We start from the raw sequence: 25,691 nt of genomic DNA on the forward strand, positions 1-25,691 counted from the left end.
TATACGAAATTTTCGTATTATGAGTAACCTTTTTTATAATGCACTACGGGTTATAAAATCAAGTAGAATAGAACAATCCCTACTATCAGCTATATTTCTAAAGAATATCTCATTGTGAGTTCATTCTTATTCAAAAAAATGAATACCGATCAGCATTTATTTAGACATAGAAAAACACATCAGATATTATGAGTACACCCAACTAATAATAGTTGGGTGTGTTTTTGGGTGTGGACATTGTAATTTATTGATTTTCAATGTCGATTGTGGAGTTGGAGGGATTCGAACCCTCGTCCAAACAAGCAATACGCAAGCTTTCTACATGCTTATTCTGCCATTAGTTTTCGAGCCTAAGCAGAGAGCAGACACCCAACTTAGACCTTAGCTTCTGAAGTTTTCGAGTTTTGGTCAAAGCACCCAAAACCTTATTTCCGCATTCCTATATCCCAGGATCCAACGTCGCAGAACAGAACATTGGTGAGACATCTTGCTTCCTTACTATCTTCGGGAAACGCTTGAATCTACTAAACTTCGATTATTAAGCTGCAAGAGCGAACTCTTCGTTGCCAGTTAAAATGTTGTAGCAAGGGATTTAAGAGATCGCGCTACGGTTCTCTGCATGCTTACTTACCCATTGGTCTTGCTGTCGAAACCAGTCAACCCCGTTTTTAGATAAGACGACAAAGTTACACAAAAAAATGAAATCACTTATCATTTATAATTCATTATTCATAATTATTAGCGCGTGCCCCTCGCAGCCGCTTGTCATACTGGGGCTCTCGAAACCCAGGCAAAAAAGGATTTCCACTACCATTCCTCAAGCGCTTCGCAAAAAACAAACTTTGTCAACAATTAGAACTTTTCCTTTCAAAACAAAATAAAAAAAAAATCTGCAGAATTTCCAAAATCAGCATGCAATAAAAAATTGCTGAGCAAAACGTCTTTAACAAATCTTAAAAATATTTTTAATAATCAAAAAAAACTTCGCGCCCTTTGCGTTTAAAACTTCAAGAACCCAAATGTTCTCAAAATAATTTTAACAAAACCAAAACCTCCAATTTCTAAAAAATTCCCAAAACAGGTTAAAGTCGGTTAAACTATCTCTCTCTCAAAACTTTCATTATAATAACCAAAACGATTAGAGCTAATTTTGTAAAAAATTAATTCTGTGAAAATTAAATTATTATTCCTTCTCATTACATTATTCTCAATACAGGTATTTTCTCAATCAGATTATATTTTAGGAAGTGTTACTAATGAGAGCGGCGATAAGTTGCCTTACGCAAGTATTTATAATCTTCGCACAGATCAGGTTGTAACGGCAGATAAAACAGGTAATTTTTCTATTGCAGCAAAACCTTCCGATGAGCTTAGGATTTCAAGACAAGGCTCAGAGCGCAAGATGATAACTTTAACGCAAGACAGTTTCTCAAAAAGTCTGGACGTAAAACTAACAACCATTCCGGTAGAAATAGAAGAGGTGAAAATTGCTTTTAAGCCAACCGGAATTCTCAAAAAAGATGTTACAAGACTCAATCCGCCTAAAAAAGTTGTAGAACTCAATATGGCGATGAACAATTATATGACAACGCCACTCAACGAAGTTATTCCAAGAGCTTCAACGCCTTCAGCATTCAAACAACCGGACTTTGGGGCAGGGCAATTGGATATGATGAAATTGGGCAAAGCAATTGGTGGATTGCTAAATAAAGCTACGTCGTCTCCGAAAACTACCGCTAATTATTCGGAAAAACAAGAATTCTATAAACGTGTGAAAGCTGTAGTTGATTTAGGCTATTATACAGATTATGGTTTGGACGAGTATGATTTCGATATTTTTCTGGCTTATGCAGACGAGGCTCGTGGGCTTTCCAAAAATTACAGAAACAATTTTAACAAAGTTGCTATAGAATCGCAACTCAAAATTGCTTTCGCAGAATATATCAAGACTCACAATTTTTCTAAGAAACAAGCCGAAAGTTAAAATTTTAAACCATTTTCACATCATTGTGGATAACCTTGGTTTTGTTTATTTTGATTGTTTAGTTGCTTTTGTCTTTATATCAGTTATTTGGGTGTTTTTGTTTAAATTGAATATTGCCAATTAGTAGCTTTGCGCAAAGCTAAATTCGTATAAAATCCCTATTCATAGAGCTTTTAACACAATGTGGAAAACTTTTACTTATGATTGTCAGTTTTTTGTCATTTTTCCGCTTTTTGCTCTTTCATTTTCAGACTTCAATTTCTACTTTTGCTTTACCACTTTGGAGAACAAGTGTAATTTTGTTACTTGCTAAATAATAGGCGATTACATGTTTATCCACCTCACGAAATAAAATTATAATTGATAAAAACTGCTGATAATGGGAATTTTTGACAAGAGAATTAGCTACAAACCTTTTGAATATCCGGAAGTTCTACAATTCGTAGAAGCCATTAACAAGTCTTACTGGGTTCACTCAGAAGTTGATTTTACGGCAGATGTTCAGGATTTTCATTCCCAGTTGGAACCTCACGAAAAAAATGCAGTTAAGAACGCATTGTTGGCAATTGCACAAATCGAGGTGAATGTGAAAACATTCTGGGGGAATCTTTATCAGCATCTTCCAAAACCTGAATTGAATGGCTTAGGCGCAACTTTCGCAGAGTGCGAGTTCCGCCATTCTGAAGCTTACTCTAGATTGTTAGAAGTTTTAGGATATAATGATGAGTTCTTGGAAGTTGTTAAAATCCCCGCTGTAAAAAATAGAATCGAATATCTTGGAAAAGCGCTTCAACACGCTAATTCCAACGATCCCAAAGCGTATATGTCAGCTTTGTTGCTGTTCAGTATTTTGGTGGAAAATGTTTCTCTTTTCAGTCAGTTTGCGATTATATTGTCGTTCACGAGATTCAAAGGTTATATGAAAAACGTTTCCAACATTATTGCTTGGACTTCTGTTGATGAGCAAATTCACGCGAATGGAGGAATCTATTTGATCAATAAAATCCGAGAAGAACAACCAGATCTTTTAACAGAAAGTGATATCGAAGCAATCTACGACTTGGTTGACCAATCTATTGAAATGGAAGGTCAGATTTTGGACTGGATTTTCGAGCAAGGTGAATTGGACAAATTATCCAAAAAGAATCTTCTTGATTTTATGAAATATAGAGTAGATGACTCTTTGAAAAAAATCGGAATGAAAACAAGATACAACGTCTCTCCGGAAGATTACAGACCAATGGTTTGGTTCGAAGAAGAAGTTTTTGCCAATTCTATGGATGATTTCTTTGCAAAACGTCCGGTAGATTATACAAAACACGACAAGTCGATTACGGCGAATGATTTGTTTTAGATTTCTGCTGGAAGTCTGATGTCAGAAGAAGGAAGTTTTCGCCTTCGTCTTTTTGATTATCGAATTTTGAAAGCGACGAAGTCGCGACATATTGGTAGAGAATCAAACAGAGAGTAGATTCAAGGTGCGAAGCACCGACATAAATAACGTTATTGTCTTCAATATATATCTAAAACTAAGCTGTCGAGATTCCTACGGAATGACAAAAATGAATAAAAAATCCTTTCAAAGTTTCAAGCTAAGAAAGGTGTAAAAAAGAAAATTTTAAGAAATATATTAATTCTTGGGGTTTTCTTTTTTATGTAAAATCGTCAAAAATGACGAAGCGCGCCCTACTTCGACAAGCTCAATATAAACTCTATGAGTGGATCCTTCAAGAGCCTTAGAGAGACAAAGCGGATAAAGGCACCCAAATATTAAACTGAAAATGGCTAACTCTCAATATAAAATAATAAAGTTATGATGGACGAAAATATAGATATCTGGTGGCTCAACGAAGAGTCTGAGCAAATGCTTAACAGAGGTTACCTCTTGAAAGGGGAAACTGTGGAAGGCGCAATCGACAGAATTACAACTGCAGCAGCAAAACGTCTTTACAAACCGGAATTGCAACCGGCTTTCAAAGAGATGATTGTAAAAGGCTGGATTAGTTTTTCTTCTCCGGTTTGGGCTAATATGGGAACACAGCGTGGTTTGCCGATATCTTGTTTCAATGTTCATATTCCTGATAATATCGAAGGAATTACTCACAAATTGGGTGAAGTAATTATGCAGACGAAAATCGGAGGTGGAACTTCTGGATATTTCGGAGAGTTGAGAAATAGAGGAACGGCAGTTACAGATAACGGAAAATCTTCAGGTGCGGTTTCTTTTATGAAATTGTACGATACGGCGATGGATGTAGTTTCTCAGGGTGGTGTGAGAAGAGGAGCTTTCGCAGCTTATCTTGATATCGACCACGGAGATATTGAAGAATTCTTGAGTATCAAAGATATCGGAAGTCCAATCCAGAATCTATTCACAGGTGTTTGTGTTCCAGATTATTGGATGCAGGATATGATTGATGGTGATGTTGATAAGCGTAAAATCTGGGCAAGAGTTTTGGAAAGCCGTCAGCAAAAGGGTCTTCCTTACATTTTCTTCACAGATAATGTGAACAGAAACAAACCTCAGGTCTATAAAGATGCAGGATTGATGGTGAATGCAAGTAATCTTTGTTCGGAGATTATGTTGCCTTCTACTGCGAATGAATCTTTCATCTGTTGTTTATCTTCTATGAATCTTGAACTATATGATGAGTGGAAAGATACAAATGCTGTGAAATTAGCCATCTATTTCTTGGATGCCGTTTTATCAGAATTCATTGAAAAAACTGAAGGGAATTATTATCTAACTTCAGCTAGGAACTTTGCGATGCGTCACAGAGCTTTAGGTTTGGGTGTTCTTGGATACCATTCTTATTTACAGAAGAATATGATTCCGTTTGAAAGTTTTGAGGCGACTCAGTTTAATGCAAGAGCGTTCCGTCATATTAAAGAACAATCTGAGATTGCTTCCAAAGAATTGGCAAACATTTACGGAGAACCAGATATGTTGAAAGGTTACGGATTGAGAAATACTACAACAATGGCAATCGCGCCAACAACTTCAAGTTCTGCAATCCTTGGACAAACTTCTCCTGGAATTGAGCCTTTCGCTTCTAACTATTACAAAGCTGGTTTGGCAAAAGGAAACTTTATGCGTAAGAACAAATATCTTGCAAAATTGTTAGACGAAAAAGGTCTTGACAATGAAGAGACTTGGAGAACGATTATGTTAAACCACGGTTCTGTTCAACACCTTGAAGGTTTGACAGATGATGAGAAAGCAGTATTTAAAACGTTCAGAGAGATTTCTCCCATGGAAATCGTTTCTCAAGCGGCTCAAAGACAGCAATATATTGACCAAGCGCAATCTCTTAACTTGCAGATTCCTTCTACAATGCCTGTTAAAGACGTAAATTACGTAATGATTGAAGCGTGGAAAAAAGGAGTGAAAACATTGTATTACCAAAGAAGTTCTTCGGTTTCCAAAGAATTGATGGTGAACTTTGTGACTTGCTCTGCTTGTGAAGCGTAAGTAAGAAACAATACAAAAGTAAAAATATAAAACCGCAGAATTTTCTGCGGTTTTTTGCTAACTTTAAACCTCAACTCTAAAATCTAATTTCTAACCTCTAACTTCTTACAAAATGAAATTCGGACAAGTTGCTAACCCGTCACAAATCGATTTTACTTTACCAAAAGACCATCCTCAAACTAAATTCATTCTTAATCAGAATAAAAAAAGTTTGGAGAATATCTCGATTGGTTGTGCAAAATGGAACAAAACTGACCTCAAAGGTTTTTATCCGAAAGGCACAAAAGACGAGTTAACATATTACGCAACCCAATTTAACTCGATTGAATTGAATGCAACTTTCTATGGAATGCCGACCGCAGAACAAGTTCAGACTTGGAAAGAGAAAACACCGAAAGATTTTAAATTCTTTCCGAAAATCACGAACACAGTTTCCCATTTCCGAAGATTGCTTAATATTACTGATGTTGTAACACAATTTGCTTCGGCAGTTTTGAATTTCGATGAGAAATTAGGAATGGTTTTTCTTCAGCTTCACGATAATTTCAAACCGAAAGATTATGAACGTTTGGAGAAATTTGTTCAAGATTGGCCAAAAGAAGTTCCGTTAGCAATTGAACTCAGAAATACAGAATGGTTTACAGATGAAGAGGTTTTCAATACAATCTGTGAATTATTTGAAATGAATAATATCACCAACATCATTGTAGATACGGCCGGAAGACGAGATATGCTTCATATGCGATTGACAACTCCGAATGCTTTTGTTCGTTACGTTGGAGCTAATGCAGAAAGCGATTATGCAAGATTGGATGATTGGTTGGAGAGAATCAAAGTTTGGAAAAAAGAGGGATTGAAGAATCTTTATTTCTTTGTTCATCAGAATGTTGAAAAAGCTTCGCCATTATTGTCAGCTTATTTTATTGAGAAAGTTAATAAAGAGTTTGGAACCAATATTCATATTCCAACAATGGCTTCGGAAAAGCCAACTTTGTTTTAAATAAACATTCCCTTCAACTCGAAGGGAATTAATTTTTATAATTGTCAGTCTGAGGCTCTCGATGACTAAGCCAAAAACTTCAATTCTTTATCTTTGAACTTATTGTTTTCAACAAGTTTATTCATCGCTTTCAAAGTTTTTTTACGAAGTTTAGCTAGAATACGAACATTTTTGTCATCGCTGTAATCGAAAATATCGTCTTCAAAAGAAAATACATCTCCTTTTTTAAAGCTGATATTGTTTTCTTTCATTTCTTTCAGAAGCATTAGATTGGTCATTACTCTTAGGGATGCACTTTCTGCAGCTTCCAGATGTTTCAGAGATTTTAGAAGTTCTTTTTTATATTTTTTCTTTGATTTCATTTCGAATGATGTTAATCTATGAAAGGTATGAAAATTTCTTTAGAATTTTGTAATTTTGGAGGAAATAAATCTAAGAAATGCAAGACCCTATTTTCGAACTAATTGAAAAAGAAAGACAAAGACAAACACACGGTATTGAACTCATCGCTTCGGAAAATTTTGTTTCCGAAAACGTGATGAAAGCAATGGGAAGTGTGCTAACCAACAAATATGCAGAAGGCTACCCGGGAAGACGTTATTATGGCGGATGCGAAGTGGTAGATGAGGTAGAGCAATTGGCAATCGACAGAGCAAAAGAATTGTTTGGTGTGGATTATGTAAATGTTCAGCCTCATTCCGGTTCTCAGGCTAATGCTGCAATCTATCTTTCAGTTCTTAAACCTGGAGATAAAGTGATGGGAATGGATTTGTCTATGGGCGGACATTTGACGCACGGTTCTGCGGTTAATTTCTCAGGAATCCAATATCAGGTTTGTTCTTACGGCGTTCAAAAAGAAACTGGTTTGATTGATTATGACCAAATGAGAGAAGTCGCTTTAAGAGAAAACCCAAAAATGCTAATTGCCGGATTCTCTGCTTATTCCAGAGATTTGGATTATGCTAAATTCAGAGAAGTTGCGGATGAAATTGGAGCGACACTTTGGGCTGATATTGCGCATCCGGCTGGTTTGGTTGCAAAAGGTCTTTTGAATAATCCATTTGAACATTGCCACGTTGTAACGACTACCACTCACAAAACATTGAGAGGTCCAAGAGGGGGAATGATTATGATGGGCAAAGATTTTGAAAATACTTATGGTCATAAAACGCCAAAAGGAGAAACTAAATTGATGAGTGCTGTTTTGGATGGTGCTGTTTTTCCTGGAATCCAAGGTGGGCCGTTGGAACACGTGATTGGAGCGAAAGCAGTTGCATTTGCAGAAGCTATTGATTCTAAATTTGAAACTTATGCGAAGCAAGTTAAAGCTAATGCTCAGGCTTTGGCAAAATCAATGATAGATTTAGGTTTCGAAATCGTGAGTGGAGGAACGGATAATCACTTGATGCTGATTGACCTTAGAAATAAGAATGTTAACGGGAAAGAAACTGAAAAGGCATTGGTAAAAGCGGATATCACTTGTAACAAGAATATGGTTCCTTTTGATGATAAATCACCTTTTACAACTTCGGGGATTCGTCTTGGAACTGCTGCAATTACGACAAGAGGTCTCAAGGAAAATGATATGACAACCATTGCAGGTTTGATTTCTGAAGTGGTTGATAATATCAAAAACGAAGAAGTTTTATCTTCTGTTAGAACGAAAGTGAATGAATTGATGGAAGGTTACGCACTTTTCAATTATTAAGAAATTAGTTTCAAAATATTTAATAAGAAGGTGCAGGACAACTGCACCTTTTCTGTCTCTCATCTAATAGTCTTTTATCTATCCATCTAAAAAAATATGGACAAAAAATCCCTCACTTTCGATGAAATTAAACTAAAACTTGTGAACTATTGCGTTTATCAGGACAGATGTCATTATGAAGTAGAGCAGAAGATGAAAGAGTTTCTTTTGATTCCGGAAGCTAAGGATGAAATTTTTCTTTATCTGATGAAGGAAAATTATCTTAATGAAGAACGTTTTACCAGAAGTTACATCCGAGGGAAGTTCTACATCAAACATTGGGGAAGGAATAAAATCAAAATGAACCTCAAACAAAAAGGAATTACTGAAAAACTGATTTCAAAATGTATGGACGAGATTGATGTTGATGATTATGAAAAGGCTTTCATGAAAATCTATCACGATTATTTTTCCAAACAGAAAGCAATGAAAGATTATCAAAAAAAAAGCAAAACAATCAAACATCTTATATCCAAAGGTTATGAGTATGATGTTGTTTTGGATGTTGTAAATAATGAATGAAATAGTATATTAAATTAAATTAATATATGATTATACTATAAGATTTTAAAATATTTCTTAAAAAGTGATGAATAATTCTTAATTTCGTCACAAATTTGAACAACTACTATTCCATGAGAAAAATTATTACTATATCTTCACTATTGTTATTTGGATTTATAAATGCACAAACGGTTAAATATGGAGTGACAGGTAATTTTCATAAAAGCTCAATTCCGGGTATTCACGATCGTTCAAAAGGTATATTTGGTGGAGGATTAGGTATTTTTGCTGATTTTTCCTTAGTCACCAATGATATATATAACTCTGCTTGGTTGTACTTTAGCCCTCAGTTGGAGTTTAACACCCAAGGAGAAAATGCTCAAATGCCGGGGCTGGAAACTCAAAAGTATCATAATAATTATATAGGGATACCTTTATATATCAAATATTTTATGAAAAGTCAGGGTTATAAAGGCGATATCTATTTTATGGCGGGTCCAAGATTTGAGTTTATGGTAGCCAATAAAGTATCTGGACCTGTGTCTCTTACTGCACATCAAGAGGAGAACCTTGAAAAGTTTGGCTACGGGATTTCTGCAGGAGTTGGAGTTAATATCCAAAATAGTTGGGATGTTTTTATTAGGTACGACAGAGGTTTTTCCAAGATTTATCCAGATTATACAAAGTACACAACCTATAACAGAATGTTAGCTATAGGAATCAATTTGTATTTAAGCGAGTCTGGGTTCTAAAAAATATTTGGCTGTTAAAAGATCGTTATGATCTAACAGTATTTTCATGAAGAAATCATTATTATATTTACTTGTTATATTGTTTTTAGCTTTTTCTTGCAAGCCTAAAAATAATATGATTTATATGAGTAACAACAACTTTCAGCAAGAGGTTTCTAAGGCTAGGTACACAGGTCTTCATATTCAAGAAGGAGATGTGTTGGAGGTTATTGTGACTGCTATGGATGATTTGGCGGTTAAACCTTTTAACAAGACTACCATTCAGCAGACAGGAGAAGAGGGGAGCTCTGGAGGGATGTCTATGCGTTTAGGGAATAATGAGTATCAAGTTACCTCGGAAGGTTATATTGTTTTCCCGGTTCTAGGCAATGTGTATTGCAAAGGGATGACCAAGCAACAACTGAAAACCGAATTTGATAATAGACTCAAGCAATATCTTACAGATCCTATTGTAACCATAAGACATGTCAATTTTAACATCAGTGTTTTAGGAGATGTGGGTGCGCCAGGGCAAAAAACAAGTTCTACAGAAAGATTGAATGTCTTTCAAGCTTTAGCTTTAGCTGGAGATATGAGAGATTCTGCAGATCGAACCAAGGTGAAATTAATCAGATATTCAGAAGAATCGGGGAAAGATGTGACCTACTCATTGGATTTGTCAGAAGCTTCTATCGTCAATTCGCCTTATTATTATCTGCAGCAGAATGATATTCTATATGTAGAACCAGATCGTAACAAGCAAATTGCGGCTAATACTACCAATCCCAATCGAGCATTACTATTCCAGATTTTAGGAGTAGCAATTGGTCTAGTAACATTTGTGATTGCAATAGCTAAATAATCTATATGGAGTTAATGGAGAGCCAACCGGCTGTGAAGAAGAGGAAACTCAATCTCAAGAAGGAGGTATTAAAGTATCTTCGCTATTGGTATTGGATGCTTTTGAGTATGATAGTATTTTATTTAGGAGCTAGAGTTTATTTGCGATATATTACGCCTCAATATCTTTCGAAAACTACATTACAGTTTCCACAATCTAAAACCAAAGGAGGTGTTCCACTCAGTGATTTGACAACTTTGGGCAATGGTCTCAATGGAGATAGCGAGCTTCAAGGAGAGGCATCCGCTATTCTATCCAAACCAATACTTGCAAAAGTCGTAGGACAACTGAATATGAATGTAAGTTTCTACGGAGTAGGAGCAATCAAAGAAACCGAGCTTTATACATCGTCTCCTTTGTTAGCCAACATCATTACAGTTACAGATCTTAGATTCACCTCTGTATCATACGTTGTGACACCCAATGGTAACAACACGTACAAACTTTCAGAAGGCCCTTTGCTCAAGGGAAAAGACACATTTCGTTTAGGAGAGATTGCTCAGCTGCCTTTTGGTAAGTTTGTAATGAATTTGAAACAAGGGGTAAAGTCTTTTGCGCCAGTAAAGGTTGTATTTAGAAGCACATCCAATTTAGTATCATCATTAGAGAGTTCTGTAATCGTTTCCTTACCGCCTGATAAGGGCTTGATGATGGAGCTAAGTTTAATAGGAGCTATTCCGAGTAAGTCTGAGAGTATACTGAATAGCATTACAGAACATTACAAAGAAGAAGGCGTCAAAGACCGTAATTTAGAGGCACAAAATACCCAAGATTTTATTAATGGTAGGTTAGAGATCATATCAGAAGATCTTTCTGGCATCGAAGGCGAAAAAGAAAGCTTCAAACGTAAAAATCAGATTACTGATCTTGATACACAAGCAGCTTTGGCTGTCAATAATGCCAATACCAATACAAACCAGATTGTTACCCTTGCAACACAATTGGATTTGGTTAATTCTATATATGCGTTTACAGCGGCAGAACGTTTGCTGCCGTCTAATATGGGATTGTCCTCAGTAACCGAAGGCTATATTGCAAAATATAATGAGATGTTGCTGACAAAGAACAAGACTTTGAAGCAGGCAACCACTCAAAACCCATCTGTTATCCAGCTCAATAGAGATATTGCAGAGATGCGAGATCTTATTCGGGATAACCTCAAAGAGTCAAAAAGTACTTTGCAACTTCAGATTGCACAAGTACAAAATCAACTTGATACAAATCGTTCAAAAATTTATAATTATCCTACACAGGAAAAAGTATATAGAGGGATAGAGCGTCAGCAAAACCTTAAAGAGCAACTATATCTTTATCTTTTACAAAAAAGAGAAGAGAATGCGATCACATTAGCGGTAACAGCACCTATTGCAAAAGTTATCAATCCAGCTTATACCGTTGGTATTGTAAAACCAGATAGGCAGAAGATTACTTTAGGAGCATTACTGGCAGGCTTGCTATTACCTCTGGTTATATTGTTTATAAAATATGCTTCGGATAGTAAGGTTCATACAAAGCAACAGATACAGTCACAGCTTCCCGATGCTTTGATTATTGCAGAGATTCCTGAGTGCGAAAAAGAATCCCATTTGGTTTTAGCCAATGATTTTTCTGTCTTTTCAGAGTCCTTTCGTATTTTGACATCCAATCTCAAATTTATTCTGAAAGCAAAAAAGAATAAAAAAGAAAGCGATGTGATACTCATTACATCTTCCATCAAAGGAGAAGGGAAGACTACTATAGCTTTTAACACCGCAATGAGCCTGGCAGGGAATGCGAAAGTGTTGCTTATTGGCGCGGATATCAGGAACCCACAATTGCATAGGTTCGTTCCAATCAAAGAAAAGGGATTGACAGATTATTTGGTGTCAGATGATGTTCAGCCAGATAGTTATGTTATACCTTCTAAGATACATGATAATGTGGATGTTCTTTTTAGCGGCGCATTGGCACCCAACCCCAATGATTTGCTAGAGATGGATAAATTCGATGCAATGATTGAGCTACTCAGGGAGCGATACAGATATATTGTTATAGACTCAGCTCCCGTGATGTTGGTAAGTGATACATTGCACTTGATGGATATTGCGGATGCTATCTTATATGTGGTTAAGGCCAACTACACCGAGGTTCAAATGTTAGACTTTATCGATGAGCTCCAAACAACACATGATGTCACGAACATGTCATTTGTACTGAATAATGTGAAGCCAGAGAATAGCCGTTATGGGAATAAGTATGGGTATGGGTATTATTCTACTTTAGGGAAACAAGGTATAAAAAAGTTTTTCTGATGTCTTCTACAAAAAATATTGCCAAAAATTCTTTAATTCTTTATTTCCGTATGTTCATCAATATGGGAGTAGGTTTATTTACAGCTGGGATCGTTCTCAATACTCTAGGGATTACAGATTATGGAATCTATAATGTTGTCGGCGGATTCGTATCCATGTTTGGATTTTTGAATGCTTCGATGTCCTCTGCAACACAGAGATTTCTATCTTTTGATTTGGGGAAAAATGATTTTGAACAACTTCGTAAAACTTTTAGTACAACAGTAACCATTCATTTCGCGATTGCAATCCTCATAGTTTTGGTATTGGAAACCTTTGGGCTTTGGTACATCAATTATAAACTTAATGTTCCTTCGGAGAGAATGATGGCGGTTAATATTGTATTTCAATTTTCTGTTGTGTCTTCGTTTTTAGGAATTGTTCAAGTTCCTTACAATGCTTTGATCACAGCGCACGAACGCTTTAATGTTTATGCATACATCAGTTTTCTAGAAATTGCATTTAAACTTGCTATTCTCTATTTTCTAGTTTGTGTCCAACATGATAAGTTGGTATTATATTCTACGTTGTTATTTGTATCTTCTTTTGTAATTAGGATGGTGTATAGGATATATTCTCGTAGAAATTTTCCCGAGAGTAACTATGAATTTTATTTTGATAAAAGTTATTTTAAAGAAATTTTATCTTTTACAGGCTGGAATATATTTGGTAACGTTGCAACAGTTGCAAGGGGACAAGGGAATAACATGCTATTGAATCTTTTTTTTGGACCAGTACTGAATGCTGCCTATGGAGTTAGTACCCAATTTCAAGGAGTTATCAATAGTTTTGTTTCTAATTTTCAAGTTGCTGTAAATCCCCAAATCATAAAAACATATGCTAATAGAGAATTTGAGAAATCAATTTTTTTAATGAAGGAAAGTTCAAAATTATCATATTTTCTGATGCTAATTATGAGTGTTCCAATGGTTTATAATATCGATTATATACTGGAAATATGGATTAAAAAAGTTCCACCTTACACCAATACTTTTATCTGTATTTCACTTGTAGGAGTTTTACTAGATGCAATTTCTAACCCGCTAATGACAGCTGCTCGTGCAAGCGGAAAAATTAAGTGGTATCAGATTATTATTAGTATTACAATTTTTTTAAGCTTACCATTATCATATTTTGCTTTGAAAATTTATAAAAACCCTAATCTGATATTTATTATAATAAGTATTTTAAATTTTGGAGCGTTGGTGTTTCGTATCTACTTTTTGCAGAATATGATAAGTCTTAATGTGAAAGATTTTATCAAAGATGTTTTTATAAAAATATTGGTTTGTACAACAATAGTTTTTCTTGCAAATTATACATTATACTATTATTATGGAGCAGCCAACACCATTATCTCACTAATAATATTTGGAATCATTAATGTTATATCTACATCCTTAGTTATTGTTCTGTTTGGAATTAACAAACACGAAAAGAAATTTATTAAAAATTATTTTAATTTAAAATTCATTAAAAAATGAAAAGCATAGCCGATGACAGAGATTTACTTTTGAAATTGGTGAAATAATATTGATGAAATTTATTTTTAATGATGAATTTGAATATAACGTAATATTTGATTCTTGAGGTCTTTAAATGGACTAGATGAAAAAGTGGCAAATGCATATAAAACATTATAGCAGCATTACAAATGGAGAGGATGATTGGTACAAAAAATTGAAACGAATAAAAAAATATTATTAAATAGTATAATTTACGGTCAAATCTAGGAAAAGCGTGGTGAAATTAATGAAAACAATTAAACTTTTTTGGTATAAACATCCCAAAGGAAAAGGTAATTTTGGAGATGAATTGAATCCATATATCATAAGTAGACTTTCAGACCAAAAAATTGAGTATACCAACATTAAGTTACTTAATGATAAAAAATGGAATGCTTTTATAATTCTATTAAAGGAATTACTTAAGAATAGATTGTCAATCAAATGTTTTTTTCAGTATCTTAATTTTAATTTTTTTAGTAAACCTGATATTCTCTTATCCATAGGAAGTGTACTACAATTTAATAATTATTCTAATTGTACAGTCTGGGGTTCTGGTACAATTGCAAAAAGACACGCTTTCAAAAATGCTAATTTTTTAGCGGTGCGAGGAAAATACACCCAAGAGAAACTAAAAGAATTGGGATATACAGTGCCGAGTATTATTGGAGATCCTGCAGTTTTGCTCCCAATGGTTTATATTCCAAAATTAGAAAAAAAGTATAAACTTGGAATTATTCCGCATTACGCACATTATGATGATATCAAAAGTAGAGTTTCAGATGAAATTTTAGTTATTAATTTATTAGATGATATTGAGGATATTATTGATTTAATAGTTTCTTGTGAATTAACATTGTCAACTTCGTTACATGGTATCATTGTTTCACATAGCTATAAGGTTCCTTCATTGTGGGCATATTTTACAGAAACAAAAGAAAGATTGTATGGAGATAATATTAAATTTAAAGAATATTTTTCATCAGTAGATTTAACTGAATATGAAACTATAGAAATTACATCAATAGAAAACATAAATATAGAAACCATATTTAGACAAATTGATTCTAATTATAAAAATGAGGTTTTGCCAAAAAAAAATGTGATTGAGAAGCTTCAAAAAAACTTATTGAGTGTAGCTCCATTTAAGCTTAAAAATGAATTCGAAAAATTTTCCTAAAATATCAGTAATCATTCCTGTGTACAATGTTGAAAAGTATTTGCATGAATGCTTGAATTCAGTTTTGCAGCAAACATTTACCGACTTTGAGGTTTTACTTATTAATGATGGATCTACAGATAGTAGTGGAGAAATTTGTGATGAATATGCAAAAAAGGATAATAGAATAAAGGTTTTTCATAAGATAAATGGTGGTGTGAGTACAGCACGAAATCATGGTATCAAAGAGTCGCAGGGGATGTGGGTCTGTTTTATTGACTCAGATGATACAGTGAACAATCATTATCTCCAAGATTTTGTTTCGGGAGTTAAATCTAATAGCTGTGATTTTGTAGTACAAGGATTTATTAATCGGTTAAATGGTAAACAAAATGATTCTAATAAAGTTATTTTAAAAAACGAATTTGTAAATCAATTTCATCTTTATCCCTTGGGTCCGGTTTGTAAATTTTTTTCCAATAATATTTTAAAAGAAAAAAAAGTGACTTTTTCTGTAGATTTATCATATGGAGAAGATACTTTGTTTGTACTTGATTATTTAATTCATTGTAATTTAGTGCTTTATTTGTATGGTAATAACTACCATTATAATAAAGTACCTAATAGCTTAAGTACAAAAGTGTTGGGTTTTGATAGAGCTTTTTTTCTTGCTACTAAGCTTTTATATCGATTAAAAAAAATGGATCTTAGAATTCATATAATTTCTACAAATTTAAGATACCCACTAGGGAAGCTATTAAGGTCTGTTTTTACTAATTGTGATGAGAAAGAAAAGAGAGTGGAAAATCTTAAAACTATTTTTTTTGAGTTTCGAGAAAATTATCTCTTAATATTCAAAACTTCGGGTTTTAAAGGTAAAGTGTTTTATACATTATTAAAATATAGAAAAGTAAGATTGATTGAGTTGATTTATAGGAAATTATATAAATATGCGTAAAGTATTTTGTATCATCGTAACTTATAATGGTGAAAAATGGATTAGAGAATGCCTCTCTACTATAAATGAAACTCAAATACAATTGGAGATTGTGATTGTAGATAATAATTCTTCAGATGAAACAGTCAAAATTATACAGGATGAGTTTCCGGATGTTAGGCTAATTGCTAGTAAAAAAAACCTTGGTTTTGGAGGAGCAAATAATTTAGGTTATAATTTGGCTTTTGAAAACGGAGCAGAATTTATTTACCTTCTCAATCAGGATACAATTAGCTATCCAGAATCTATTTGTAATTTAATAAGGATTATGGACAATGATCATGTTGTTGGAGTTGCTTCACCAATGCATCTCAATGATCACGGAACTAGACTAGATAAAAAATTTGAACAATATATTACTGCGGCATCTTGTCCTAATTATATTTCTGATTTATCTTTAAAGAAGAGACGTAGCTATTATGAGATTGGTTTTGTTAATGCGGCTGCTTGGCTAATAAAAGTTGAAGTTGTAAATGAGTTAGGAGGACTGTTTTCTTCTGCTTTTTATCATTATGGAGAGGATTCTAATTTTTTATCTAGAATTAGGTATCATAAAAAAAAATGTATAATTGTTCCAGATGTATATATTCACCATCTTAGAGAAGAACGTGGGGGTAAAATGAGTCCAGAATTTGAAAAAAGAATAATATCAATAAAGAAAGTTGAAATAATGATGAACATAAATGTTTCATTTAAAAAGTCCGTAAGCATACTATACAAATATGCTGGGCAACAGTTTTTTAAAGGTAACATAAAGAGTGGGTTGGAATTGTTGTTTTACCCAATTTTATCAATGAAAAGAATTAAAACCTTCAGAAGCTCTTATCGATCTTCTAAAATCATATGACTTACTTTACTTTTCAATATTGGAAATCAATAAAAACAATATTTTAGCTGCATAGCAAAGCAATAGCATCTACAGTATCGGTATTTCTTGTAAATATTGGCGTTTGTGATAACAGTTCTGATTTGAAACATAGAGAGAATTTATACAAAAGTTATGAAATGTTTTCAAATAGTTATGACTTGATTCCTGAAATTTTTTAAAAAATAATTACATATTCAAATCTTTAGGGAAAATCAAAAAAATATTATTGAAAAAGGTTTTTTCATCAAACTATGTTTTTTAATTAATTATCAAATTACCCAACAGATTTTGATGTTTTCTTATACGATAAATAAAAAACCTATAAATTAATAATTATAAATCTATGGAAACAATTAGTGTTGTAATGATTACCTATAATCATGAAAATTATATTGAAGAAGCGATACAGAGTATTCTTCTACAAAAAGTAGACTGTACCATTGATTTTATTATTTCTAACGATAATTCATCTGATAATTCGCATAATATAATTGAAAATCTTATAAAAAATGTTCCAGAGAATTTTGTAATTAATTATACTTATCATAGTGAAAATTTAGGAATGATGCCTAATTTTATTTGGGCATTACAACAAGCAAGAGGAAAATATATTGCTATTTGTGATGGTGATGATTATTGGATAGATTCTTTAAAACTATCTAAGCAGCTTCAATTTTTAGAAGAAAATAAAGACTTCTCTTTCTGTTTCCATAATGCCAAAAATTTTATAGAAAAAGAAAATAGATTTGTAGATATTGTTGATCTGGATAAACATACACATCTTTCAGAAGCTAATAATAAAATACTTTTTAAGAGGCTGGGTGGAGCATTTCCAACTTCTTCAGCATTTTTTAAAGCTGAATATCTTCAACCCTTTCCAGAGTATTTTAAATTATTTAACGTCACAGATTCTCCCTTAATATTAACAGGTTTATTAAATGGTAAAATTGGATATTCTAGCGAAAAGATGTCTGTTTATAGAACCACTTTAGAAAATTGGTCAGCGAAAAATAATCTATTTGAAAACAAATGGAAAAACTATCAATATAAAATAGAAACAATAGAAAGTTTTGATGAATTAACCAACCGAAAATTTAATAATCAATTAAAACTAAGTAAAGATCACCTTAATTATCAGATTATATATGCATATTTTAAGATTAATCCGGAAAAAAGTAAAAGATTTAGATTTGTAAGGAATAATTATCAGTATTTGAGTTTGAAAAATTCACTAAAAATCATAATAAGATTATTACAAAAATAAATGAAAATTCTGCGTTTAACAACTCTTCTCAATTTTGGAGGACAGGAAAAACAATATCTCAGTTTTACCGAAAAACCAGAATTGCTACAGCATCAATATATTTTTGCTGCAATAGGTTTTGGTGGTCATGCGGAAGAAACGCTGAAAAAAAGAGGATTCGAAGTTCATATCCTCAATCAAAATTTTTCTATTAAAAACATTTCGAATATATGGAGTGTTTACAAATTGATAAAAAAAACAAAACCAGATATTGTACACACAGCAGCGGCAGAAGCTAATTTTCATGGGATTATAGCAGCAAAATTAGCCGGTGTCAAAACCATTATAGCAGAAGAAATAGGAATTCCTAACCATTCTTCAGTTGCACAAAAAGTTTTCCGATGGGTGTATAAACTAGCTGATAAAGTCATTGGCGTTTCGCAATCGGTAGTAGATCATTTGGTCAAAACAGGAGAAATACCTCAAAAGAAAGGCATTGTGATTTATAATCCTGTCAGTGTTTCGAAAAAAAACCTTGTCAGGGTCTCAAACCCTGACAAGGTTACATTCAATATCGTTTATGTAGGAAGATTAGAAACAGTGAAAAATGTTGCTAGTTTAATTAAAGCATTTGCAGATTCTAACAATATCAATGCACATCTTACGATTGTTGGTGATGGTAGAGAGCGAAATAATTTGGAACAACTTACTTCCCAACTTCAGATAGAATCCAAAATCACTTTTACAGGTTTTTCCTCCGAACCTTCAAAATACCTTTCCAATGCTGATTTGTTTGTTTTGCCATCATTTTCTGAGGGTTTTGGAATTGCAACTGCAGAAGCGATGTTTTTAAAAACTCCAGTTTTATGTTCTAATGTTGGAGGAATTCCAGAATTTGTAGAAGATGGAGAAAACGGTTGGTTATTCAATCCTCAAGATATTAATGAATTATCGACCAAGCTAAATAATATTTTTGCTATGGATGATACTTTTCTTACCCAAATCGGACTGAATGGATATCATAAAGTGAGCGACAACTTTACAGTAGAAAAGTATATTCATAATTTAGAAGGATTTTATAACAGACTACGCCATGATTAGAGTATTACACATAATGTCAACAGTTACTGGTGGTGGCGTAGAACGACGACGACTTTCTTTGGCAAAAGCATTTAAAAATACCAAGTTTCAAATGAAATTGGTAGGAACTTTTAAACAAGGTCAGATTGCGGAAAAAATAGAAGAAAATGGGGTAGAAATTATAGAAATTGGTGACTTTAAAGGGCCTTTTCATTGGGAAAAGCATAAAAAGATTCAAAAAATAATAGAAGACTACAAACCACATATTATCCATGGTGCTGTTTTCGAAGGAGTAACCATGGCGGCAGTTAATGGCTTTATAAAAAAAGTTCCTATTGTTATATTAGAAGAAACATCAGATCCTCAAAATAGGAGCAAAAAAGCAGATTTTCTACTTCGTGTGTTTTCTTTTGTGGCAGATAGATTTATTGCCATTGCTCCTAATGTGGCAGATTATCTTAAAAACACAGCAAAAGTTTCTCCACGGAAAATAATAACCATTAACAATGGAGTCGAAATTCCTAGAATCGTTTCGGATGAAGAAATTCAGTCATTAAAAAGTCAGTTAGGGATCAAAGAAAATGATTTTATAATAGGTACTGTTGGTAGATTATTTAATGATCATAAAAAATTTACAGATATCATCGAAGCATTATCTTTGTTGAATCAGCCTAATATTAAACTTTTAATTGTTGGAAGTGGACCCGATGAAGAAATGATTCGACAAGAAGTAACTAATTTAGGTTTAGATAATCAAGTGATTTTTGTAGGTTACCAATTTGATACAGCACCGTTTTATAAACTAATGAATGTGTTTTGTATAGCTTCGCAAAGAGAAGGGTTTGGCTTAGTTGCTGCGGAAGCCATGTTGCATCAATTGCCTGTAATTGCGACACGAGTTGGAGGTTTACAGAATATAGTGGTAGATGGAGAAACTGGTATTTTAGTAAAACCTAATCAACCAAAAGAAATCTCAAATGCAATAAAAAAAATGTATGGTGAGATAGAGCTACTAGAGAAGTTTGCGTCGAATGGATATGATAGAGCTATAAATCATTACACCGAAGAGCGGTATGTTGGTGACGTAATCAAGTTGTATGGAGAACTATTAAAAATGAAAAATATTGATGACTAAAAAAAAACTCCTCTTCATCACTTGGGACGGTCCACAGACTTCCTATATGGAAGGTCTGTTTATGCCTATTTTTCAAGAAATTGCCAAGAATAATGATGTGAAATTTTACGTGTTACAATTCACTTGGGCAGATGAGAATAAAATCAGTCATACCAGAAATGTAGCGGAAAAAATGGGAATCAGTTATTCTGCTTTACCAATCATTAGAAAACCCAATGTGTCTGTAGGAAGTTTGTTGACGGTTTTTACATCTTCAAATAAAATCAAAAAATACATCAAAGAAAATAAGATAGACATCGTAATGCCTAGAAGTACTTTCCCGGCAATGATGATAAATCAAATTTTTGGTAGCAAAAAAGTCCCCTTTAGGGGATTGAAGGGGGAAGTAAAACTTATCTTCGATGCCGACGGACTTCCCATCGAGGAACGCATAGATTTTGCGGGTCTCAAAAAAGATTCCGTTCAATACAAATTGATGAAATCTGCGGAAACCAAAATACTGAAAAATGCAGACGCAGTTATCACAAGATCTCAAAAAGCAATAGATGTTCACATCAATAATATTGGAGAAAAGAACAGAGAAAAATTTTCTGTAGTCTATAATGGACGAGATAAGAATCTTTTTAAATTAAATCATGATTTTAGAGTTCTGGCTCGTAAAGAATTGGGATTAGGGGACGAGTTTTTATTCGTCTATGCAGGTTCTTTGGGACCTCAATATTGTCTTCCAGAGATGCTAGTTATTTTTAATCATCACAAGATGACTAAAATTTCCAAATTTCTTATTCTGACGGGTAATACAGAATTTGCTGAACAAAATATCCCAGAAGAACTGTTGCCCAATATCATTTTGAAATCGGTAAAATCAGATGAGGTTCCTTTCTATCTCAACGCAGCAGATGTGGCGTTTGCTTTGCGACAACCAACTTTTAGCATGCAAGGTGTGGCTCCAATTAAGTTGGGAGAATACCTCTTGTGCGGGCTGCCCGTTATCGCCAGCAAAGGGATTGGAGATACAGATGATATTTTGAAAAATTTCCAAGAATGCTATCTTTATGACCATTCATCCAAATTAGAGAAGCAGAAAGATAAAATAACCGACTTTTTGAAAAAAGTTGTATTGGCCGATAAAAAAAACTTGGCAACAAAAGCTCAAGAGTTTTTCTCTTTGGAAGCCGCCGCAGAATCATACATTAATATAATCAATAGAGTAACTAACAACTATCAACCATCAACCAAATATGAAAATCCTCTACCTTACAAAGTATACCAGAATGGCTGGTAGCAGCAGAATGCGGAGCTATCAGTATTTCCCATATCTGGAAAAAGAAGGGATGAAAATTACGGTGAAACCTTTTTTTGACGAGGCTTATCTCAAGGATTTTTATGCTGGGAAAAAGAACATCAACACAGTTCTAAAGTCCTATTTATTTCGTTTCTTTGTTTTTTTTACGATTTTCAACTACGATAAAATCGTTATCGAAAAAGAGATTTTTCCTTTTCTTCCAGCATTTGCAGAATGGATTCTAATGATTTTAGGAATAAAATACGTTGTAGATTATGATGATGCGATTTTTCATAATTATGATAAAAGTTCCAATCCCATTATTAAAAAATTTCTAGGGAGTAAAATTGCCAAAGTCATGCGCTACAGCGGAACCGTGGTAGCAGGTAACAGATATCTTGCAGATTATGCCCAAAAAGCTGGTGCAAAAAACATAGAAATAATCCCTACCGTCATCGATATCAAAAGATATTCATCAAAAAATACTGGTCTAGAGCTTCCACCCTTTAGGGCTGGGGAAACAAATGTATCAAGAGATCATACAAAATTCATAGTCGGCTGGATTGGTACAAAAACAACATTCGAAAAACATCTGTTGCCTTGCAAAGACTGGATCAAAGAATTGCAGAAACTAGATCCTGAAATTAACTTTCATATTGTTGGAATCACAGAGGATGTGGATCTAGGAAATAACGTAAATTATATCCAATGGACAGAAGATACTGAAGTCTCAGAAATCCTTAAAATGGATGTGGGGATAATGCCGCTTCAGAATTCTGAATGGGAAAAAGGAAAATGTGCCTATAAGCTGATTCAGTATGCGGCTTGTGGTATTCCTGGAGTAGCATCGGAAGTCGGAATGAATAAAGATGTCTGCGTAGATAACGAAACAGGTTTCATTGCAAAAACTAAAGAAGACTGGATAGAAAAAATACAGTTTTTGAAAAACAATGACTCAGCAAGAAGGCAATTGGGAAAAAGTGCTAGACAACTGGTGGAAGAAAAATACTGTATTCAGGTGACGGCAAAGCGTTGGATTAAAATATTGAAGGAATGATTTTAGATATTATTTACATTCCGATTTTTATTCTGTTGGCAACCCACTTTCCAAAACTACTTTTGGAAGACAAGGAACAAGCCTATTTGCCTATTCTTAATAGATTGGCACTATTTCACTTTGTATTGGGTATCGCATATTTTTTCACTACAAACAATGGAGGTGGAGATGCATGGGGGTATTGGACAGCGGGGAAAAATATGGATTATCTTCAGTTTGTGAAAGATTTAAGAGGTGGAGAGGGGACCGAGTTTATGCGGGCGCTCAATTACATACCTGTCAATGTGTTGGGTATGTCATTCTTGTCCAATACTATGTTTTATAGCCTCTTGGGCTTTATGGGGATCACCTACTTTTTTCTGATTGCAGTACGAACCGTTCCTTACAACACAATCATCAACGGTTACGTCGTATTCCCATTAATCTTCTTTCTCCCAAATCTTCATTTTTGGAGTGCAGGCGTAGGCAAGGATACTATTTTGTTTTTGTGCATAGCAATGTTTACCTACGGGGTGATGAAACCCTTTCAAAGGATACCATTATTAATAATAGCTGTATTGTTATCGTTGGCTATCAGACCACATATTACCCTGTTTTTGATGGTAGGATTTGGCTTGGCTTACGTCTTGGGTGGAAAAGTCTCTGCAGGACAAAGAATATTATTCTCTGCTATCATGATTGGGATAGGACTCACCATTTTACCCAGCGTGATGGAGTTTGCCAAAATTGAAGAAGCTTCTGTTGAAGGTTTTGATAAATTTGCAACAAATAAAGCAGCAGCTTTGAGCAGGGGGCATACAGGCTCCGCAATTGATATTTCTTCTTATCCATTCCCTCTCAAAGTATTAACTTTCTGGTTTAGACCATTTTTCTTTGATGCTAGAAATCTCAATGGCTTGATAGCGTCTTTGGAAAATCTGGTAATTGTAATCGTTTTTGTAAAGGCAATGAGGTCTAGTCCGATATTGGCTTTCAAAGCAGCACCATTTGTAATCAAAGGTCTGGTTATATTTCTTATAATTGGGACGCTTGCATTTTCTCAATCTTTAGGTAATGTTGGGATTATGATCCGCATGAGAAATATGTTTCTACCAGGACTCATTATTTTTATGTTATGGGTGTTTTCTTATCAGCAACAAACATTCAGACAACCGAAAACCCTTTATAAATCACGTGCTAAGAAACCTCTTCGAAAAGCAAAACCTTAAAACCAAGTAATACAGACTTTAACACCGCCATCCTCTCACTCTCCAATTCTCCAACTCTCTAACTCACTCTCTCTCATCTACCACTGTCATGCTGAGGCTCTCGAAGCATCTAATTTTATAAACCTTATTTGTTAATTTTTAACACTATTTTTGTCATTCCTAAAAAAAATATCGCAGTAGACGAATTCAATCTCAACAACTGGTTGCATTTAATTTCGATTTCAAATGGACAATCAAAGCTGGGTTGGATGCAGATTTTATAGTTAAAGGCAGTGATTTTGTTTAATTTTGGAGGGATTTTTCCTCCCTTTAGGGTTGGGGTGAAGAAAAATTCCATAAGATTTTGATTTGGAATAAAATTTAAACAGATACTAATTCAAAATATGAAAAGCAGAAAGTGGCTATTCCCTGTTTTTTTATTGCTTTACCATTCCGCTTTTGCCTTCATAGCTTGGCAATACAATCTCGCAAATCCAAGCGATGCGTATAGATATTGGCATTTTGAAGGAAATTGGATCGACTTCTTCAGTATAGGAACCGATGTCATTAAATTGATCAATTATCCCTTTGTAAAACTACTAAACCTACCTTTTTGGATGGGATTTTTGATGTACAGTCTCATTGGATACTATGCAATTTTAGAATTATACAGATTTGCTCAGAGCTATGTTAATCCGCAACATAATATTTTCAAATACGCATTGATGGGCGTTTTTTTGTTACCTAATCTCCATTTTTGGACAGCTATTATAGGAAAAGAACCTCTTGTTTTCCTCGCCATTACTTGGATCATCATCAAGCAAACAGAAAAGCAATACACCAATTTCAAATACTCTGTAGGCTGGATATTACTGATTCTCATCCGGCCGCATGTTGCATTATTTTTATTACTGGCTATCGGAATCACACTATTGATAAAAGATAGCCAATTAACACGCAAAAAAATAGGAATTGCTATTGGCTTAGCGGTATGTTCGTTGGGGTTGTATCTCATGACCATGCAATTGCTCAATCGCAATCCTTTTGATTTAGCCTATATCTTAGAACGAAATAATGCTTCTTTAATCGCCTTCAAAAGAGCCAATTCTTATGTGCCGATGATAGATTATAATTGGATAGAGAGAATATTTGCACTCAATTTTCGACCATTGTTCTTTGATGTTAACTCTTTTTTTTCATTGGTTTTGAGTGTAGAAAATGTCTTAACCTTGCTGCTAATCCTTTCGGCTGTAATTGTTTACATAGTGAGATACAAGACAATCAAGCTGGATACTTTTGCAAGAGTAGCTTTATTGTTTTTCGTGGTTTCATCCTTGTTTTTCATCCATCGCTATTCTTGTCTAGGGATCTTTGTACGCACGAAAATGATGTATTTACCTTTTTTGTTACTAGTAGTAATACAGATTATCAAACAGTCTGGAAATGCCTACAAAGTATAATTTTACAACCATAAAAATTCAAGTTTTAGAACACTCTTTTTTGTAT

General features: G+C 33.9%; 21 protein-coding genes and 1 other RNA gene. 20 read left to right on the forward strand and 2 right to left on the reverse strand.

Going from position 1 to position 25,691, the window contains the following annotated elements:
- Positions 1–264 precede the first annotated feature (264 nt).
- Positions 265–664: a transfer-messenger RNA gene (gene ssrA / locus RTY06_RS12475) on the reverse strand.
- Between the two features lie 504 nt (positions 665–1,168).
- Between ssrA and RTY06_RS12480 the strand changes: the two genes are divergently transcribed.
- From RTY06_RS12480 to RTY06_RS12495, 4 genes are all read left to right on the forward strand, one after another.
- Positions 1,169–1,984 carry a carboxypeptidase-like regulatory domain-containing protein gene (locus RTY06_RS12480; protein WP_312825274.1) on the forward strand — a complete coding sequence of 272 codons (816 nt, stop codon included), beginning with the start codon at positions 1,169–1,171 and terminating at the stop codon, positions 1,982–1,984.
- 379 nt (positions 1,985–2,363) lie between these two features.
- Positions 2,364–3,338 carry a ribonucleotide-diphosphate reductase subunit beta gene (locus RTY06_RS12485; protein ID WP_312825276.1) on the forward strand — a complete coding sequence of 325 codons (975 nt, stop codon included), beginning with the start codon at positions 2,364–2,366 and terminating at the stop codon, positions 3,336–3,338.
- Between the two features lie 462 nt (positions 3,339–3,800).
- Positions 3,801–5,456: a ribonucleoside-diphosphate reductase subunit alpha gene (locus tag RTY06_RS12490; RefSeq protein WP_312825409.1), complete on the forward strand. Its 1,656-nt coding sequence runs from the start codon at positions 3,801–3,803 to the stop codon at positions 5,454–5,456.
- 112 nt (positions 5,457–5,568) lie between these two features.
- Positions 5,569–6,456: a DUF72 domain-containing protein gene (locus tag RTY06_RS12495; protein WP_312825278.1), complete on the forward strand. Its 888-nt coding sequence runs from the start codon at positions 5,569–5,571 to the stop codon at positions 6,454–6,456.
- 65 nt (positions 6,457–6,521) lie between these two features.
- On the opposite strand, the gene RTY06_RS12500 is transcribed toward RTY06_RS12495, so the two are convergent.
- Positions 6,522–6,818, reverse strand: coding sequence for a hypothetical protein (locus RTY06_RS12500; RefSeq protein WP_312825279.1), 297 nt, complete (start codon positions 6,816–6,818; stop codon positions 6,522–6,524).
- 77 nt (positions 6,819–6,895) lie between these two features.
- On the opposite strand from RTY06_RS12500, the gene glyA reads away from it, so the two are divergent.
- From glyA to RTY06_RS12580, 16 genes are all read left to right on the forward strand, one after another.
- The gene (glyA, locus tag RTY06_RS12505; RefSeq protein WP_312825280.1) at positions 6,896–8,164 is read left to right on the forward strand and encodes a serine hydroxymethyltransferase; all 1,269 of its coding nucleotides are present in this window, start codon (positions 6,896–6,898) and stop codon (positions 8,162–8,164) included.
- A gap of 96 nt (positions 8,165–8,260) precedes the next feature.
- Positions 8,261–8,725: a regulatory protein RecX gene (locus RTY06_RS12510; RefSeq protein ID WP_312825281.1), complete on the forward strand. Its 465-nt coding sequence runs from the start codon at positions 8,261–8,263 to the stop codon at positions 8,723–8,725.
- Between the two features lie 113 nt (positions 8,726–8,838).
- Positions 8,839–9,459 carry a porin family protein gene (locus RTY06_RS12515; RefSeq protein WP_312825283.1) on the forward strand — a complete coding sequence of 207 codons (621 nt, stop codon included), beginning with the start codon at positions 8,839–8,841 and terminating at the stop codon, positions 9,457–9,459.
- Between the two features lie 124 nt (positions 9,460–9,583).
- The gene (locus tag RTY06_RS12520) at positions 9,584–10,300 is read left to right on the forward strand and encodes a polysaccharide biosynthesis/export family protein (RefSeq protein WP_312825285.1); all 717 of its coding nucleotides are present in this window, start codon (positions 9,584–9,586) and stop codon (positions 10,298–10,300) included.
- A 5-nt stretch (positions 10,301–10,305) separates the two neighbouring features.
- Complete coding sequence (locus tag RTY06_RS12525) at positions 10,306–12,630, forward strand: polysaccharide biosynthesis tyrosine autokinase (RefSeq protein WP_312825287.1); 2,325 nt, start codon at positions 10,306–10,308, stop codon at positions 12,628–12,630.
- Positions 12,630–14,153 carry an MATE family efflux transporter gene (locus RTY06_RS12530; RefSeq protein WP_312825289.1) on the forward strand — a complete coding sequence of 508 codons (1,524 nt, stop codon included), beginning with the start codon at positions 12,630–12,632 and terminating at the stop codon, positions 14,151–14,153. The genes RTY06_RS12525 and RTY06_RS12530 overlap by 1 nt, the downstream gene beginning before the upstream one ends.
- A 268-nt stretch (positions 14,154–14,421) precedes the next feature.
- Positions 14,422–15,354, forward strand: coding sequence for a polysaccharide pyruvyl transferase family protein (locus RTY06_RS12535; RefSeq protein ID WP_312825291.1), 933 nt, complete (start codon positions 14,422–14,424; stop codon positions 15,352–15,354).
- Positions 15,332–16,291, forward strand: a complete 960-nt coding sequence (locus RTY06_RS12540; RefSeq protein WP_312825293.1) for a glycosyltransferase family 2 protein — start codon at positions 15,332–15,334, stop codon at positions 16,289–16,291. Before RTY06_RS12535 ends, RTY06_RS12540 begins: the two co-directional genes overlap by 23 nt.
- A complete protein-coding gene (locus RTY06_RS12545) occupies positions 16,284–17,177 on the forward strand; it encodes a glycosyltransferase family 2 protein (protein ID WP_312825295.1) in 894 nt (297 codons plus the stop codon). The genes RTY06_RS12540 and RTY06_RS12545 overlap by 8 nt, the downstream gene beginning before the upstream one ends.
- A gap of 364 nt (positions 17,178–17,541) precedes the next feature.
- Positions 17,542–18,462, forward strand: a complete 921-nt coding sequence (locus RTY06_RS12550; protein WP_312825297.1) for a glycosyltransferase — start codon at positions 17,542–17,544, stop codon at positions 18,460–18,462.
- Complete coding sequence (locus tag RTY06_RS12555; protein ID WP_312825299.1) at positions 18,463–19,542, forward strand: glycosyltransferase; 1,080 nt, start codon at positions 18,463–18,465, stop codon at positions 19,540–19,542.
- Between the two features lie 13 nt (positions 19,543–19,555).
- Entirely contained in the window at positions 19,556–20,656 is a 1,101-nt protein-coding gene (locus tag RTY06_RS12560; protein ID WP_312825301.1) for a glycosyltransferase family 4 protein, read from the forward strand.
- Complete coding sequence (locus RTY06_RS12565) at positions 20,649–21,941, forward strand: glycosyltransferase (protein ID WP_312825303.1); 1,293 nt, start codon at positions 20,649–20,651, stop codon at positions 21,939–21,941. The genes RTY06_RS12560 and RTY06_RS12565 overlap by 8 nt, the downstream gene beginning before the upstream one ends.
- A complete protein-coding gene (locus RTY06_RS12570) occupies positions 21,898–22,998 on the forward strand; it encodes a glycosyltransferase family 4 protein (protein ID WP_312825305.1) in 1,101 nt (366 codons plus the stop codon). The genes RTY06_RS12565 and RTY06_RS12570 overlap by 44 nt, the downstream gene beginning before the upstream one ends.
- The gene (locus tag RTY06_RS12575) at positions 22,995–24,206 is read left to right on the forward strand and encodes a hypothetical protein (RefSeq protein ID WP_312825307.1); all 1,212 of its coding nucleotides are present in this window, start codon (positions 22,995–22,997) and stop codon (positions 24,204–24,206) included. Before RTY06_RS12570 ends, RTY06_RS12575 begins: the two co-directional genes overlap by 4 nt.
- A 383-nt stretch (positions 24,207–24,589) precedes the next feature.
- A complete protein-coding gene (locus RTY06_RS12580; protein ID WP_312825310.1) occupies positions 24,590–25,645 on the forward strand; it encodes a hypothetical protein in 1,056 nt (351 codons plus the stop codon).
- Positions 25,646–25,691: the final 46 nt, after the last annotated feature.

Origin of the sequence: Epilithonimonas sp. (genome assembly GCF_032055105.1) — a bacterium.
GTDB lineage: Bacteria > Bacteroidota > Bacteroidia > Flavobacteriales > Weeksellaceae > Epilithonimonas.

Bases quoted from the DNA above. Each gene is read 5' to 3' on its own strand.
- RTY06_RS12510 (WP_312825281.1), top strand. From the start codon at position 8,261: ATGGACAAAAAATCCCTCACTTTCGATGAAATTAAACTAAAACTTGTG.
- glyA (WP_312825280.1), top strand. From the start codon at position 6,896: ATGCAAGACCCTATTTTCGAACTAATTGAAAAAGAAAGACAAAGACAA.
- RTY06_RS12500 (WP_312825279.1), bottom strand. From the start codon at position 6,818: ATGAAATCAAAGAAAAAATATAAAAAAGAACTTCTAAAATCTCTGAAA.
- RTY06_RS12565 (WP_312825303.1), top strand. From the start codon at position 20,649: ATGACTAAAAAAAAACTCCTCTTCATCACTTGGGACGGTCCACAGACT.
- RTY06_RS12490 (WP_312825409.1), top strand. From the start codon at position 3,801: ATGGACGAAAATATAGATATCTGGTGGCTCAACGAAGAGTCTGAGCAA.
- RTY06_RS12555 (WP_312825299.1), top strand. From the start codon at position 18,463: ATGAAAATTCTGCGTTTAACAACTCTTCTCAATTTTGGAGGACAGGAA.
- RTY06_RS12520 (WP_312825285.1), top strand. From the start codon at position 9,584: ATGAGTAACAACAACTTTCAGCAAGAGGTTTCTAAGGCTAGGTACACA.
- RTY06_RS12580 (WP_312825310.1), top strand. From the start codon at position 24,590: ATGAAAAGCAGAAAGTGGCTATTCCCTGTTTTTTTATTGCTTTACCAT.
- RTY06_RS12485 (WP_312825276.1), top strand. From the start codon at position 2,364: ATGGGAATTTTTGACAAGAGAATTAGCTACAAACCTTTTGAATATCCG.
- RTY06_RS12575 (WP_312825307.1), top strand. From the start codon at position 22,995: ATGATTTTAGATATTATTTACATTCCGATTTTTATTCTGTTGGCAACC.
- RTY06_RS12570 (WP_312825305.1), top strand. From the start codon at position 21,898: ATGAAAATCCTCTACCTTACAAAGTATACCAGAATGGCTGGTAGCAGC.
- RTY06_RS12535 (WP_312825291.1), top strand. From the start codon at position 14,422: ATGAAAACAATTAAACTTTTTTGGTATAAACATCCCAAAGGAAAAGGT.
- RTY06_RS12560 (WP_312825301.1), top strand. From the start codon at position 19,556: ATGTCAACAGTTACTGGTGGTGGCGTAGAACGACGACGACTTTCTTTG.
- RTY06_RS12525 (WP_312825287.1), top strand. From the start codon at position 10,306: ATGGAGTTAATGGAGAGCCAACCGGCTGTGAAGAAGAGGAAACTCAAT.
- RTY06_RS12540 (WP_312825293.1), top strand. From the start codon at position 15,332: ATGAATTCGAAAAATTTTCCTAAAATATCAGTAATCATTCCTGTGTAC.
- RTY06_RS12550 (WP_312825297.1), top strand. From the start codon at position 17,542: ATGGAAACAATTAGTGTTGTAATGATTACCTATAATCATGAAAATTAT.
- RTY06_RS12515 (WP_312825283.1), top strand. From the start codon at position 8,839: ATGAGAAAAATTATTACTATATCTTCACTATTGTTATTTGGATTTATA.
- RTY06_RS12530 (WP_312825289.1), top strand. From the start codon at position 12,630: ATGTCTTCTACAAAAAATATTGCCAAAAATTCTTTAATTCTTTATTTC.
- RTY06_RS12495 (WP_312825278.1), top strand. From the start codon at position 5,569: ATGAAATTCGGACAAGTTGCTAACCCGTCACAAATCGATTTTACTTTA.
- RTY06_RS12545 (WP_312825295.1), top strand. From the start codon at position 16,284: ATGCGTAAAGTATTTTGTATCATCGTAACTTATAATGGTGAAAAATGG.